General features: G+C 40.9%; 14 protein-coding genes. 4 read left to right on the top strand and 10 right to left on the bottom strand.

Going from position 1 to position 15581, the window contains the following annotated elements; translation table 11 throughout:
• Nucleotides 1–45 precede the first annotated feature (45 nt).
• Both ELZ61_RS06610 and sohB read right to left on the bottom strand, forming a co-directional pair.
• On the bottom strand, nucleotides 46–864 hold the full coding sequence (locus ELZ61_RS06610; RefSeq protein ID WP_126372335.1) for an OmpA family protein: 819 nt from the start codon (nucleotides 862–864) through the stop codon (nucleotides 46–48).
• Nucleotides 865–1052: 188 nt separating this feature from the next.
• Entirely contained in the window at nucleotides 1053–2111 is a 1059-nt protein-coding gene (sohB, locus tag ELZ61_RS06605; RefSeq protein ID WP_126372333.1) for a protease SohB, read from the bottom strand.
• A gap of 181 nt (nucleotides 2112–2292) precedes the next feature.
• On the opposite strand from sohB, the gene ELZ61_RS06600 reads away from it, so the two are divergent.
• Nucleotides 2293–2877 carry an FMN-dependent NADH-azoreductase gene (locus ELZ61_RS06600; RefSeq protein ID WP_126372331.1) on the top strand — a complete coding sequence of 195 codons (585 nt, stop codon included), beginning with the start codon at nucleotides 2293–2295 and terminating at the stop codon, nucleotides 2875–2877.
• Nucleotides 2878–2920: 43 nt separating this feature from the next.
• Here the strand turns inward: ELZ61_RS06600 and pepT are convergent, their stop codons facing one another.
• The 8 genes from pepT to rbsD form a co-directional block, all read right to left on the bottom strand.
• A complete protein-coding gene (gene pepT, locus ELZ61_RS06595) occupies nucleotides 2921–4141 on the bottom strand; it encodes a peptidase T (protein WP_126372329.1) in 1221 nt (406 codons plus the stop codon).
• 18 nt (nucleotides 4142–4159) lie between these two features.
• On the bottom strand, nucleotides 4160–5701 hold the full coding sequence (locus tag ELZ61_RS06590) for an AbgT family transporter (RefSeq protein ID WP_126372327.1): 1542 nt from the start codon (nucleotides 5699–5701) through the stop codon (nucleotides 4160–4162).
• A gap of 93 nt (nucleotides 5702–5794) precedes the next feature.
• Nucleotides 5795–6796, bottom strand: a complete 1002-nt coding sequence (locus ELZ61_RS06585) for a substrate-binding domain-containing protein (RefSeq protein WP_126372325.1) — start codon at nucleotides 6794–6796, stop codon at nucleotides 5795–5797.
• Nucleotides 6797–6835: 39 nt separating this feature from the next.
• On the bottom strand, nucleotides 6836–7762 hold the full coding sequence (gene rbsK, locus ELZ61_RS06580) for a ribokinase (RefSeq protein WP_126372323.1): 927 nt from the start codon (nucleotides 7760–7762) through the stop codon (nucleotides 6836–6838).
• A 168-nt stretch (nucleotides 7763–7930) separates the two neighbouring features.
• Complete coding sequence (rbsB, locus tag ELZ61_RS06575) at nucleotides 7931–8809, bottom strand: ribose ABC transporter substrate-binding protein RbsB (protein WP_126372321.1); 879 nt, start codon at nucleotides 8807–8809, stop codon at nucleotides 7931–7933.
• Nucleotides 8810–8839: 30 nt separating this feature from the next.
• Nucleotides 8840–9796, bottom strand: a complete 957-nt coding sequence (gene rbsC / locus ELZ61_RS06570) for a ribose ABC transporter permease (RefSeq protein WP_103852506.1) — start codon at nucleotides 9794–9796, stop codon at nucleotides 8840–8842.
• A gap of 11 nt (nucleotides 9797–9807) precedes the next feature.
• A complete protein-coding gene (rbsA, locus tag ELZ61_RS06565; protein WP_126372319.1) occupies nucleotides 9808–11295 on the bottom strand; it encodes a ribose ABC transporter ATP-binding protein RbsA in 1488 nt (495 codons plus the stop codon).
• Between the two features lie 9 nt (nucleotides 11296–11304).
• Nucleotides 11305–11724 (bottom strand): D-ribose pyranase, encoded by a 420-nt coding sequence (gene rbsD, locus ELZ61_RS06560; RefSeq protein WP_126372317.1) that lies wholly within the window; start codon nucleotides 11722–11724, stop codon nucleotides 11305–11307.
• Between the two features lie 392 nt (nucleotides 11725–12116).
• Here rbsD and ELZ61_RS06555 point away from each other — a divergent pair, with 392 nt between their 5' ends.
• The 3 genes from ELZ61_RS06555 to trxB all read left to right on the top strand — a co-directional run bounded on the left by ELZ61_RS06555 (nucleotide 12117) and on the right by trxB (nucleotide 15556).
• Entirely contained in the window at nucleotides 12117–13490 is a 1374-nt protein-coding gene (locus ELZ61_RS06555) for a Do family serine endopeptidase (RefSeq protein WP_126372315.1), read from the top strand.
• A gap of 194 nt (nucleotides 13491–13684) precedes the next feature.
• Entirely contained in the window at nucleotides 13685–14536 is an 852-nt protein-coding gene (locus tag ELZ61_RS06550; RefSeq protein ID WP_126372313.1) for a co-chaperone YbbN, read from the top strand.
• A 66-nt stretch (nucleotides 14537–14602) separates the two neighbouring features.
• Nucleotides 14603–15556 carry a thioredoxin-disulfide reductase gene (gene trxB, locus ELZ61_RS06545; protein ID WP_126372311.1) on the top strand — a complete coding sequence of 318 codons (954 nt, stop codon included), beginning with the start codon at nucleotides 14603–14605 and terminating at the stop codon, nucleotides 15554–15556.
• Nucleotides 15557–15581: the final 25 nt, after the last annotated feature.

Genomic DNA, 15581 nt, shown 5'->3' with positions numbered 1-15581 from the left:
AAGCTGATTTCACATTTGAAATCAGCTTTTTCATTCGCTTATAACTTATTTTGTATAAAGTGGAGCTGGACCAATTTTACCTGCCTTTTCACTATAATCTGTTTGTTTTAACAATTGACCTGATGAAGAAATTTCTACACGTCGATTATCACGCAAACAATCTTTTAATGCTTGTCCTTGAATACCATCACAAGCCTTGATTTGATTTGCTTTACCATAACCAATTGCTTGAATATCCGCTGTAACACCTTGCAAAATTAAGCGCGCTTTTACACGATCTGCGCGACGCTGTGATAGTTTAAGATTATAACTATCAGACCCTAGACGATCAGTATAACCAGCTACTTTAACCTGTGTAGCACCTGAGGCTTTTAATTGTTTCGCAACATTATCAACAACCTCTTCCCCTTTAGCTGAAAGTGTATCTTTGTTAAAATCAAATAAAAAATCACCTTTTAGGCTAAATGAAAGCGTACCATTACAGCCGTTCGGATACCAAAAGAAACTTTGGGCATTCATATCTTTGTCAAATAAAATTTTGTATTGACAGATTTTGTGTTCACCATTTTCACGGTAGTTAAACACATAATCCCATTCACGTACACCAAATAAGCCTTCTGCAAAATGTGGGCGATCGATCAAGTTATAAATTTGATCTTTATTCATACCACGTTCAATCATTCGCACATTATCCCAATTTGGCCAAGAGCCATATTGACTACCATCGTGGTTAAATTTAGAATCCTCAATTTTCGGCCAAACTAGATCTTCTGATGTACCTTCATCAGTAACCTTACTTAAGTTTCCGCATGCTGCTAATGTCGTTGCAGCAACAGCTGAGAATAAAAGATGTGATAATTTCATATTTTTACCTTAACACTATAAATAAATCATTACTTGGAAATGAACGGAATGCCCAAATGGCATTTTTGTTCGGCGCTATATAGTAAAGCTAATTATCAATAAAGTAAATTAACAAAACCCTTTACTATGCGAAATCCAACAAGTTTTTTGTCAAATAATGTAAAGATAACGTTTTTTATATTTTACCCTTAGTACAAAGTCCGTTCATTACGCTTCAACCAGCTCAACAACAGATTATCTGCGCTTTCTTCAGCTTGTTTTCCTAATTTCTGCACAAGAGATTTTTTCATTGTGTATTTCACTGAAAGCACGAGTTTGTCTTTAATGGCTTGTAAGATCAAATCATCGCTGGTGGCAATTTCATCGACTAAGTTTAATCCTAGTGCCTGCTGACCAAACCAATGTTCCCCCGTGGCGATTTGCTCCACATCAATTTGTGGGCGGTGTTGTGCAACAAATTGTTTAAATAATTGATGGGTTTCATTTAACTCTTGCTGGAATTTTTCTTTGCCTTTTTCAGTGTTTTCGCCGAGTAAGGTTACGGTGCGTTTATATTCGCCTGCTGTCATCACGTCCACATCAACATCGTGTTTTTTCAGTAAACGATGAATATTCGGCACTTGCGCCACCACGCCCACTGAGCCAATAATAGCAAAAGGTGCGGCAATAATTTTATCCGCCACACACGCCATCATATAGCCACCGCTGGCTGCCACTTTATCCACGACTACGGTTAATTTTATTTGATGCTGTTTCAAGCGTGCTAACTGAGAAGCCGCAAGTCCATAGCCGTGTACCACGCCACCAGGGCTTTCCAAACGCAACAACACTTCATCTTCTGGTTTAGCGACGGCGATAATGGCGCTCACTTCTTCACGAAGTGCGGTGGTTTCTGACGCAGAAATATCGCCTTTAAAACTCAACACAAATAAATGAGGCTTGCGTTCGTTTTCTGAATTCTCGCCTTTTTTACGCTTTTCTTTTTCTGCTTTGGCTTTTTGTTTTTCTTCTTTTTTACGCGCTTTCTCCGCTTGTTTTAAGGCATCTTCAGAAAGATGAAACTCCGCCAAACGCTTGGTGTTTTCTTCATATTCTTGTGATAAATCGGTGATCACCAACTCCCCTGCTTGGTGAGATTTTTTCTGTTTAAACGCCATAATCATCGCGACAATCCCTGCGATAATCAATAACACCGTAAGAATTTCTAGAATAAATAAGCCATAGCCCATTGCTAATTCTGACCACATAAGCTGTCCTTTTTGTTAAATAAAAATCAAAATGCGATCATAAAGCATTTCTGGCAAAGTGCAATTTTCCGCTGATTATTTACCATTAAGAAAAAATCTTTTTCCTTTTCTACCATTGTTCTAGAAAAAATTCGCTCTATAATGACCGCACTTTATGATAAACACAGTTTAAGGATTTATTATGTCAAAAGTTCTTGTTTTAAAATCGAGTATTCTCGGCGATTATTCACAAACCAATCAACTTGCGGACTATCTTGTATCAAAATTACCCGCAGGCACAGAGGTGGTTGTGCGTGATTTAGACGCAAATCCATTGCCACACTTTGATGGCGTTGCTGCCAATGCCTTGCGTGGTGAGCCAAAAACAGAACAGGATAAAGCATTGCTCGCCCTTTCCGATGAGTTAGTGGCGGAATTAAAAGATGCGGATACCATTATCATCAATGCGCCAATGTACAACTTTAATATTCCAACTCAATTAAAAAGCTACATTGATTTCATTGCTCGTCCGCGTGTTACGTTCCAATACACAGAAAACGGCCCTGAAGGCTTAGTGAAAGGTAAAAAAGCGATCGTTTTAGCCTCTTTCGGTGGTGTGCATCAAGGACAAGCCACAGATGTTATCACCCCTTATTTAAAAACGTTCCTTGGCTTTATCGGCATTGATGATGTTGATTTTGTTTATGTGGAAGGCGTAGGTTCTGGTGCAGAAGTCGCGGCAAAATCGCAAGAACAAGCTAGAGCGAAAGTGGATACATTGATTTAATGTATATAAGAAAAAAGAGCAGGTTTCCCCTGCTCTTTTTCGTTTACTCCGCAGCCAACTCAATCAACTTCAATGTCAATTCACAAGATTTCACGAAAGATTTAACGGGCAGAAATTCAAAACGAGAATGAAAGTTATGTGCGCCAGTGAAATAATTTGGGGTGGTGATGCCTTTTACGGACAGGGCTGCGCCGTCTGTGCCGCCGCGCATTGGGATCACTTTTGGCGCTACATTGATCTGCGCCATTGCATTAAATAATAAATCAATGGATCGGCGATCCTCACCTAAACTATTTGCGATATTGCCATAAATATCAGAAATTTTGCAATTTATCACCGCTCTTGGGTAGCGCTGTTGGATTTGTTGTACCGCTTGTTCGATGAAAGCTTTGCGTTGCTCAAATTGGGCTTTATCAAAATCTCGAATCGCAATGCTAAGCTCGGCTTGGCTTTGGTTTGCTTCAAAATGATTAAACCACCAGTAACCTTCTTTGTTTTCTGTACATTCTGGGGTTTGGCTGCGATCAAACAAGGCGATGAAATCTTGCGCGACTAAAATAGGATTAATCAGCACATTCTTTGCCGACATTGGGTGCGCACTAACGCCTTGAATGGTTATGCTGGCAGAAGCGGCGTTAAAGTTTTCATACACTACTTCGCCTAGCTCGCAGCAATCAATGGTGTAGGCAAACTGCGGTTTAAATTTGTTGAGATCTAATAACTTCGCGCCACGCAAGCCGATTTCTTCGTCTGGCACAAAAGCAATATAAATATCCCCTGTGGCAATGTTATTTTGCTTAATTATTGAAAGTGCGGTCATAATATTTGCAATTGCCGCTTTGTTATCTGCACCCAATACACTCGTGCCATCACTAAAAATAATCTCTTGCCCTTGGTAAGGCAAAATTTCAGGGTGTTCAGCAACTTTTAGCCAAATATTTTGCTCCGCATTAAGTTGTAAATCCTGTCCATTAAAGGTTTGGATTTGCGGTGAGATGTGAGGCGATAGCGCAACATCTACGGTATCCATATGGGCGCAAAAACCGATGGCGGTGGCATTCGCTTTAGTCCCTTTGAGTACCCCTGTGACATTAGCGTGTTGGTCAATTTCAACATCTTGTACGCCTAATTCTTGCAATTCTTTCGCCAGTAGCTTTGCCATTTCCCACTGTCCTTGACTACTCGGCACAGTGGGATTACTTGCATCACTTTGACTGCTAATTGCAAGATAACGAAAAAAACGATCAATTAATTGTTGTTGCATAATGCCTCCCTCTTTTCGCTATGCTTTTGGATATGTGTAGCCGCTATCAAAACCGAGCGGAATGCCTAAGCCCCAGAACAAATATAACACAAGGGTTAGCACAATAAATAAGCCGATGGTATATGGAATCATCATTGAACAAAGCGTTCCCACGCCAGTATTTTTACAATAACGCTGACAATAAGAAATCAATAATGGATAAAACGCAAACATTGGCGTTGAAACATTCATTACTGAATCACTAATTCTAAATGCGGCTTGGGTTAATTCGGGTGAAATATTCACTGACATCAGCATTGGCACGAGAATTGGCGACAAAATTGCCCATTTTGAGGTGGCGGACGTGATAATAATATTTAGCAATAAAGTTAATACTAACACCCCAAACACGGTAATACCCGCAGGCATTTGCAAGGCTTTCAAAAATTCAGCACCGGATAAGGCAATCAATGTGCCGATTCCTGAACGGTTAAAAGAATACAAAAATTGTGCACAGAAAAAGGAAAACACAATAAATGGCACAAGGGTATAAGTGATTTTCTCCATTGCTTTAGTGACTGTGCGAGTATCTTTAAATGTGCCTGCAATAATGCCGTGAACCAAAGAAGGCACTGCAAAGAAAATCAGCAATAATGGCACAATCATTTGCATAATCGGCGATTTTGGACTAGTCAATGAACCATCTGACGCTCTCAATAACGAGTTTTCAGGATACGCCAATAAAAACAATCCCACCACCATTAACAACAGCACCAACGATGCCCAGCGAAAGGCTTTTAAGTCTTGTGCAGTTGGTGGGTTAATTGTGGTGTCTTTGCTATCTAAATCCTTATCAATAGGCATTGTGCGTTTTAAATGTGGATCGATAATTTTATCTGTAATATACCAACAAGTTAGGATCACAAAGACTGTGCTACCTAAACTCACAAAATAATTACACAGCACATTCACATCATAGCTCGGATCTAAAATACGCGCGGCACTCTGCGTGAAACTCTGCATAATAGGATCAATAATCGAGGGCGTAAAACTGGCGGAAAAGCCTCCCGCTAAGCCAGCAAATGAAGCTGCAATTCCTGCTAAAGGATGTTTACCTACGGAATAGAAAATCAATGCAGAAATAGGCATTAAAATCACATAAGCAGAATCTGCTGCAAGATGAGCGAATACAGAAATGATAATTACGGCTGGTGTAACTATTTTCTTTGGAATAATACTTAACGCACGGCTCAAACCTACATTAATAAAACCACTCGCCTCAGCAATCCCAATGCCAAAAGTCGCAACAATAGTAATACCTAAGGGTGGAAAATTCACAAAATTTTTGGTGAGTGATGAGAAAAAGGTTGCAATTTCAGAAGATTGGAAAAGATTGGTGATTTGAATCGGTGTTTTTTGAATGGGGTGGATATAATCAAAATGAAAATAAGAAAGCCCCCAAGACAGCAACCAACATACAATTAGCGCATAAATAAACAACATTGTAATGTCGGGTAATTTATTGCCAATATATTCAATTTTTTGTAGCCAATTTCGTCTTGGCGTTTCAATGTCTGCCATAATTTCCTCCTGAATACAGATGATAAAATCCTTTTGATTATAGGCGTGCTTTTTTGCTAAGTAAATCTCAACACTAATAAAAAAGAGGTATATTTATTTTCTTAAAGCCTGCACAGAATCCCGCCAGATTAATTTCGGCTCTAATAAAATAGATTGAACCGTTTTTTCTGGATTATTTATTCGTTTTAACAGTGTTTCCACCGCAAGTTTGCCTAATTCTGCTTTAGGTTGATGAATGGTGGTGAGCGGTGGGGCGAGATATTGCGCCAGGGTAATATCATCATAGCCAATCACAGAAAGATCTTGCGGAATACGCAAACCATTTTGCCACGCCACTTGATAAACACCCACTGCAATCGTGTCGCTGCACGCAAACACAGCCGTAGGCCGTTTGCCCGCTTGTAACAGCTTTTTCATTCCTTCCACGCCACCTTCAAAATCAAAATGGCTTTCGATAATCCATTCATCACGAATGGCTAACTGATGTTCGTTTAAGGCTTTTTTATAGCCTTGTAAACGATTTTGTGCGAGGGATTTATTCAGATTTCCGGTGATAATCGCAATCGCTTTATGCCCTTGCTCAATTAAGCATTTTGTCGCAAGATATGCACCAAGTTCAGAATTTTCATAAATTTTATCCGCACTTAATGCCGTTGGCCACCAGTCCATAATCACCATTGGCAAGGCAACATCAAGCTGTTTAAGAAAGGAATGACGACTATCAGAATACATTAACAACAAGCCGTCCACCTGTTTTTGAATCAGCGTTTGAATATTTTGCTCTAAGCGATCTTCATTGCCATCTAGACTTGAAATAATCAGATTATAATCGTGCTGATTACAATATTGCTCAACACCACTCACCACTTCCGCAAAAAAAGGGTTGTTGGTTGCGGTAACCAGCATACCTAAGGTTTTGGTTTGCTTGATTTTCAAACTTCTCGCCAAGACGGAAGGGCGATAATTCAGTTCTTTGACAACCTTCATTATGCGTTCTCGCATTGCATCGCTCACATAGCCCGTGTTATTAATCACGTGCGACACGGTGGAGGTCGAAACCTGTGCGATGCGTGCAATATCTTTCATTGTTGCCATAATGACTTCTCAAATGTTGATCACTAAATGCTTGTCATTCTAATGATGCTGAGCCAAAAAATCGAGCGTTTCTTGCCGAGTAGGAATGGAGGTTTGTGCACCTAAACGGGTAACACTTATTGCTGCGGCAGCTTGGGCAAAATGAATGGCTTGATTTAATGATTTGCCCTCTAATAATGCCGTCATCAACGCGCCATTAAAGGTATCCCCGGCGGCGGTGGTATCTGTTGCCTGCACCACAAAGCCCTGCACGATTTCTTGTTGGTTTTGATGGCTGACAAAAACCCCTTTCGCACCTAAGGTAATCAATACCATTTCCACCCCTTTTTGATGAAAAACTTGCGCAGATTGCACCGCACTTTGGTAATCCACCACTTTCACGCCTGTAAGAATTTCCGCTTCTGTTTCATTTGGCGTAATCATTGTTAGCTGCCCCAACAATTCATCAGGTAGTGGCTGTGCAGGCGCGGGATTTAGCACCACTTGCTTACCTGCTTGTTTCGCTAATTTCGCGGCACACAGCACACCGTCTAAGGGGGTTTCTAATTGCATCAGCAAGGCATCGCTCTGCTCAATAATATGAGCGAAAGACTGTACCCTATCAGCATTCAGATAAGCATTCGCCCCCGCGGAAATCACAATGCTATTTTCGCCGCTGTCTGCCACTTGAATCATTGCAATCCCTGTGCGAGCCTGTGTAACTTCAGAAATTGCCGCCGTATTCATTCCCTCTTGAGCGAAAGATTTTTTCATCTCCCGCCCAATATCGTCATTTCCTACACAAGCGATAAAATTCACCTTCGCCCCCAAGCGAGCTGCTGCCACCGCTTGATTTGCGCCCTTTCCGCCATACACCACTTGATAATTACGTCCCGACAAGGTTTCCCCCGGCTGTGGAAAATGTGACACTTGAATAAGATGATCGGCGTTAATACTGCCGAGAATGGTTAGGGTTGAATTGTGCATAGTTATTCCTTAATAAAAATCACGAAAAAAAGCACCGCACTTATATTTTGTGCATATTGCGAAATACATTGACGAAACCTGATTACACGAAAAATATTTGGCAATACACTCAATATACAAAAGTGAAATTCAAGGCGAATAGAAAATCCGCCTTGAATAATCAAAAGATTATTGACTGACCACTTTTAATGGCACAGGGATTTGTGCTTCAACAGCTTCACCTTTAATCACCTTGTCAGCCGTCTGCACGCCTAATGCACCGATTAACTCTGGCTGTTGGGCAATAGTCGCAGCCAACTTGCCACTTTTTACTGCTTTTACGCCATCATCTGTACCATCAAACCCAACAATTAACACAGATTTATTCGCCGCTTGAACAGCTCGAATTGCACCGAGTGCCATTTCATCATTTTGAGCAAATACCGCTTGCACATTTGGTTGCGCAGTGAGCAAGTTTTCCATTACATTTAAGCCTTTGGTGCGATCAAAATCTGCAGGCTGACTGGCTAATACGTCAAATTTATGTGCTTCTACCGCTTGTTTAAAACCTTCACCACGTTCACGCGCAGCGGACGTTCCAGCAATGCCTTCTAATTGAATGACTTTCGCATTATCTCCCAATTTTTCTGCGATGAAATCCCCTGCCATTTTGCCACCAGCCACATTATCAGAAGCAATATGACTCACCACTTTGCCTTGTGCTGCACCACGGTCTAAGGTAATCACAGGAATATTTTTTTGATTTGCCATTCGCACCGCACTCGCTACTGCGGTGGAATCCGTTGGGTTAATCAGTAATACTTTTGCACCTCGTACGGTGACATCTTCAACATTTGCCAGCTCTTTCGCTGGATCATTTTGTGAATCCAAGACCACAAGATTATAGCCCAATTTATCCGCTTCTTTTTCAGCCCCCTCTTTTAGGGTAACAAAAAACGGATTATCTAAAGTTGAAACGGCTAATGCAATGGTCTCTTTTGCCACTACCGCTTGGCTAACAGCCGAACCAAGAATCACTGCAGACGCCAGTAACGTTAATTTTTTCATACACATCTCCTTTCATTAGGTGAGTTTAAGTTAAGCATTTTTTCGACTGAAAAAATGATCGGTAAGTACAGCTGCCAAAATAACGATTGATTTTGCAATCATTTGATAATAAGAAGAAATATCTAATAAATTCAACGCATTATTCAAGAATCCAATAATCAATGCACCAATTAATGTGCCAAAAATACGCCCTTTTCCGCCCATTAAACTTGTGCCACCGACAACAACTGCGGCAATCGCATCAAGCTCATAGGACACACCCGCAGTTGGCTGTGCAGAAGATAATCTTGAAGTCACAATCAATCCTGCAACGGTGGCTAAAAATCCGCTTACTGCGTACACGAATATTTTTACTTTATCCACATTAATGCCTGATAAACGGGTTGCCGATTCATTGCCACCTAGGGCATAAATATAACGTCCCATTGGGGTATGTTTTAAGATATACCAAGCAACAAGGAAAATAATTGCCATTAACCAAATTGGGAAAGGAATATTGAATAAATACCCTGTTCCAAGGAAAGAAAATTGATCTGCCACATCAGAAAAACCGAGGCTGATTGGTCGCCCGTCGGTATAAACCATTGTTACGCCACGCAATAAGGTCATTGTTACCAAGGTGGCGATGAAAGCCTGAACTTTACCTTTCGCGATAATCACTCCGCTGATGCCACCTAATAATGTGCCACAGAGCAAAACAAGGGGAATTACAATGAAAATAGATAAATCAAGGTTCACCAGTGAGGCGGCAATCGCACCCGTTAATGCCAATACCGATCCCACTGAAAGATCGATCCCAGCAGTTAAAATCACAAAGGTCATTCCCACTGCGATAATGGCATTGACTGAGGTTTGACGCAAAATATTCAGCAAATTATCCATTGTGAAAAAATTCGGATTAATGCTAGAAACAATTACAATCAAGACAATTAAAGCCAAAATTGAACGTTGCTCAATCAGGAAATTTTTTAATTTTGTTGTTGTCATAATTTATCCTTTTAATGCTGTTGCGTAATAGCGGCCGTTAAGAGTTTTTCTTGGCTCACTTCTTCACGCAAGAATTCACCACGAATTTCACCATTATTCATCACTAAAACACGATCACTCATACCAATAATTTCTGGCATATCGGAAGAAACCACGATAATGCTCATTCCTTCTTCTTTAAATTTATTGATTAACTGATAAATTTCCTTTTTTGCCCCCACATCAATACCACGGGTTGGCTCGTCTAAAATTAAGACATCAGGCCGTGTCATTAACCCTTTGGCAATCGCCACTTTTTGCTGATTACCGCCTGATAACAAACCGATCTTTTGATCCATTGAAGGCGTTTTCACATTAAACAGTAGAATAAAATCATTGACGGTCATTTTTTCAGCTCGATGATCGATCGCCCCATTCTTAGTGAGCTGCTTTAATGCGGTGAGTGTCATATTTTCTTTAATTGACATTCCCAACACCAAGCCATCACCTTTACGATCTTCAGAAATATACACAATGCCATTATTTAAGCCATCTTGCGGGGAACGAATCGTCAAAGCACGATTATATAGAAAAATCTCACCGCTCTTTTTCGGTAACGCACCATAAATGAGCTTCATCAATTCCGTTCTGCCTGCCCCCATTAAACCTGACACGCCAAGAATTTCACCACGATTTAACTGAAAAGACACGTTATTAACCCCCTGCCCAGTCAAATTTTGCACGCGTAATACTGGCTCACCAATAGGGCTATCAAGATGGGGATATTGTTCTTCCAGCTTTCTCCCCACCATGAGTTCAATAAGCTGTTCTTCATTAATGGCAGAAAGCTCACTTTCTGCAATAAACTCACCATCGCGTAAAATAGTTACATCATCACAAATGGTAAAAATATCTTGCATACGGTGAGAGATAAATACGATCCCACAACCTTCCGCTTTCAATTCTCGAATGACGTCAAACAGGGCTTGAGTTTCAGAATCGGTTAAAGCATCGGTTGGCTCGTCCATAATAATCACCTTGGCATCAAAACTTAATGCTTTGGCGATTTCAATCATTTGTAACTCACCTAAGGAAAGTTTTGCGACAGGTGTTGAAGGCTGATGTTTCACTTTCAAACGTTGTAGCAATTTTGCGGATTCTTCCGTCATTTTAGCCCAATCAATACCGCCAAATTTATGGGTAAACTCTCGCCCTAAGAAAATATTTTCGGCAATGGTTAAATTAGGAATAATATTGAGTTCTTGATGAATAATACTGATTCCCGCTAACTGAGAAAATTTCGGATTTTTATACCGCACTTTCTCTCCGTGAAAATAAATCTCTCCGCTATCTTGCTGATAAATCCCGGTGAGAATTTTCATCAAGGTTGATTTGCCTGCGCCATTTTCGCCCATTAATGCCATCACTCGCCCCGCATAAACGGACAGGCTTGCATTATGCAATGCACGCACGCCGGGGAAGGATTTACAAATGTTGTCTAATCTTAAAATGGGTTTCATCACGCCCCCTTAAAATGGTACACCTGAAACAAGAATGATATTGGCATAAGGCGTACATTCGCCCGAACGCACTATAGCTTTGCTCTCTTGGCTCAAGGCTTTAAATTCTTCGTGGGATACATAATCCACTGTAATTTCGTTGTTTTGTTGTCGCGCTAATTGTTCAAGTTTCTGCAATAACGCTTGATGAATGCTCGGATTTTGGTATTCAATTTCTTTGGCTAAAATCACTCGCTCCACAAAACATTCGCCTACTACGGCATCAAAAACCGATAAAAAACTCGGAATCCCTGCACGCAAGGCAAGATCTACGGTTTCCATTTCCACTGGAATGGGTAAGCCTACATCACAAATCGTTAAAAAATCCGTATGCCCTAGCTGCGCTATTTGCAATGATAGCGATGCATTCAAAATTCCTGTTTTCTTCATATTGCCTCCCTAAAAACCATATCAAAACCTTATAAAAATTTTATCGAAACGTTTCGATAAATAAAAAATAACCGATCTAATCAAAATCTAAAACACCAAATTTTTAAAAATGTGAGAAAAATCACAGAAAATTTCCACCGCACTTTGTTTTTCACGAAAAGTTAAAATTTAATAAAAATGTGGGCTAATTTAAAAAGATCCAGTCATTTACCTCTTTTTTTGTAATTTCTCAAAAACCATACAATTTTCACGAACAATTTTTTATTTTCTTTGTCTTAGGCAAAACAACAAACACGCTTTCAGCAATGAAAGAAAATAGCGATAGATCCCTTTAAAAATTGAGATCTGTTCTTATTTTAAAATGACACTTAGTAACGAAATGGAGAAATGAAGTGAAAAGAAAACATTTTTTATTAACGAGTATCGCTCTTGGCTTAACTGTGCTTGGCACTTCGGTGAACGCAACGGCGACATTGCCCCCACCAAGCACGCTTTCTGGCGCGCCTACTTTAGCGCCAATGTTAGAGCAAGTTCTACCTAGCGTCGTTTCCATTGCGGTGGAAGGAAAACAAAAAGCACGCTTCCAAAATGACGATATTCCTGAAGAATTCAAATTTTTCTTCGGGCCGGATATTTTTAAGAACAACGCTCCGCGTAGCTTCAAAGGGCTCGGCTCTGGTGTGATTATCAATGCCGCAAAAGGTTATGTGCTAACCAATAATCACGTTATTGATCAAGCAGATAAAATCACCGTGAAATTACAAGACGGACGCGAATTTAAAGCGAAATTAGTGGGCGCAGATGAGCTTTCCGATATTGCCTTAATTCAGCTAGAAGATCCGAAAAATCTTACTGAAATCAAAATGGCTGACTCCGATAAACTACGCGTTGGTGATTACACCGTGGCAGTCGGCAACCCATTTGGTCTAGGGCAAACAGTAACCTCAGGGATTGTTTCTGCTCTTGGACGCTCAACTGGCTCAGAGCGCGGTAGCTATGAAAACTACATTCAAACTGATGCTGCGGTAAACCAAGGCAATTCTGGTGGCCCATTGCTTAACCTTAATGGCGAATTAATCGGCATCAATACCGCCATTATCTCACCGAGTGGGGGAAATGCTGGGATCGCTTTCGCTATTCCAAGCAATATGGCAAACAGCCTTGTGAAACAAATCCTTGAATTTGGCGAAGTTCGCCGTGGATTATTAGGCATTAAAGGGGCTGAACTCAATGCTGATTTAGCCAAAGCCCTCAAAATTGATGCACAACAAGGCGCATTCATAAGTGAAGTATTGCCAGATTCTGCCGCAGAAAAAGCGGGCTTACAAGCCGGTGATGTGATCACGGCAATTAACGGTCAAAAACTATCCAGCTTCGCCGAATTGCGAGCCAAAATCGCCACCACTGGTGCAGGTAAAAACGTGGAATTAACCTATTTACGCGATGGTAAATCCAACACCACTTCCGTTACCTTACAACCAGATGAAGAAGCCAAAGCCAGCGCAACAAACCTTCTCCCAGCCTTAGAAGGCGCAGAGTTAAGCAACTATAATGCAAAAGGACAAAAAGGCGTTGAAATTAGCAAAATTAAGGATAAATCCCTCGCCCAACGCCTAGGCTTAAAAGACGGTGATGTGATTATCGGCATAAACCGCACACCCGTTGAGAACCTAGACCAACTGCGTAAATCACTCAAAGATAAACCTTCTACTATCGCGTTAAATATTTTGCGTGGTAAAACGAATTTTTATTTGTTGGTGCAATAAATAAAAGCATGCCTTTCTCAAAGAACTTAGCCTATAAGGCTAAGTTCTTTTGTTTTATCTTTTAATTAGCATTGACAATAAATAAAATCCTAGTCTCTAGTCAATGTATTAAATTTTTTCCCAAAACCACCGCACTTTTGTTACAATCAATGACAATTTTTGTAACTCAAATTAGCGTGAAACCTGGAGTGAAAATGTCAGCTTATATTATTGATGTTACCGAACAAAATCTCACCGAGATCTTGCAACAAACCCAACAAAAACCTGTTGCTTTAGTGTTTTATGCGCCAAGCCACGAGGAATCTAATACGTTTGTGAGCGTGCTAGAACGCTATGCGGAAAAATACCAAGGGCAATTTTTATTAGGCAAAATTAACTGTGAAACCGAACAAATGGTCGCGGCGCAGTTTCGTATTCAAGCCTTGCCGACCACCTATTTATTTAAAGATGGGCAAGCTCTTGATGCGTTCCAAGGGGCATTAGATGATGTCACTCTTGAGCAACATTTAAGCCTGATCTTGCCAAAAGAAGAAGAGATCAAATTTACCCAAGCGTTAGATTTTCTTGCAAATGAAAACTATGAACAAGCCTTGCCATTGCTAAAAGAAGCGTGGGAACTTTCCGATCACAAAAACAGCGATATTGCCCTGCTTTATGCAGAAACCTATATCGCGATGAAACGCGTTGAACCAGCGCAGGAAATTTTAAACCGCATTCCATTGCAAGATCACGATAGCCGTTGGCAAGGGTTGCAAGCGCAAATTGAATTATTAATTAAAGCGGCAGACACGCCAGAAATTCAGCAGTTACAAGCTGAATACGCCAACAATCCAAGCCCTGAAGTGGCCTTAAAACTGGCGTTACAGCTACACCAAGCGCACCGCAATGAAGAAGCCTTGGAATTATTATTCGGCTTATTAAAACAAGATTTAGGCGTGCTGAATGGCGAAGTGAAACAAGAGTTTTTATCTATTCTGGCTGCTATTGGCAATAATGATCCGATTACCAATAAATACCGCCGATTGCTCTATTCACTACTCTATTAATGAATTTAACGGCGTAAGCCTCTATAATAGCGAAGATTTTTTACGATTTATCAACTAGGAATTTTTATGTCAGAAATGAAACATTGCAAACTGTTAATTTTAGGTTCAGGCCCTGCGGGTTACACTGCGGCAATTTATGCGGCACGCGCTAACTTAAGCCCCGTTCTCGTTACAGGCTTACAACAAGGTGGACAGCTCACCACCACCACAGAAATCGAAAACTGGCCAGGGGATTTTGCTGATACCACAGGCCCTGAGTTAATGCAAAGAATGTTGCAACACGCGGAGAAATTCGATACCGAGATTATTTTCGATCACATTAACCGCGTGGATCTTTCTTCCCGTCCATTCAAACTTTATGGCGATGTACAAAGTTTTAGCTGTGATGCATTAATTATTGCCACAGGCGCATCTGCACGCTACATCGGCTTGCCTTCTGAAGAAGCTTTCAAAGGTCGTGGGGTTTCCGCTTGTGCTACTTGTGATGGTTTTTTCTATCGCAATAAACCTGTAGCGGTGATTGGCGGTGGAAACACCGCGGTGGAAGAAGCCCTTTACTTAGCCAATATTGCTTCTGAAGTACATTTAGTGCATCGCCGTGATAGCTTCCGCGCAGAAAAAATCTTAGTGGATCGTCTATACAAAAAAGTGGAGGAAGGAAAAATTATCCTACATACCCACCGCACTTTAGATGAAGTACTAGGCGACAATATGGGGGTAACGGGCATTCGTTTAAAAGATACCCAAACAGGTGAAACGGAAGAACTCAAATTAGATGGAATGTTCGTGGCAATCGGCCACGCGCCAAATACAGAGATTTTTGCTGGTCAGCTTGAACTCAATAATGGCTACATCGTGGTGAAATCAGGTTTAGAGGGCAACGCCACCGCCACATCAGTAGAGGGCGTCTTTGCCGCAGGTGACGTAATGGATCACAATTACCGCCAAGCCATTACCTCTGCTGGCACAGGTTGTATGGCAGCCTTAGATGCAGAACGCTTCTTAGATAGCCAAGAATAAGCCTAAGCGGTGCATTATTACCGTA

This window comes from Avibacterium volantium (assembly GCF_900635775.1).
In the GTDB taxonomy this organism is placed as follows: Bacteria; Pseudomonadota; Gammaproteobacteria; order Enterobacterales; family Pasteurellaceae; genus Avibacterium; species Avibacterium volantium.
The sequence above is the reverse complement of the archived record's forward strand: the minus strand, read 5'-3'. Positions and strand labels throughout refer to the sequence as shown.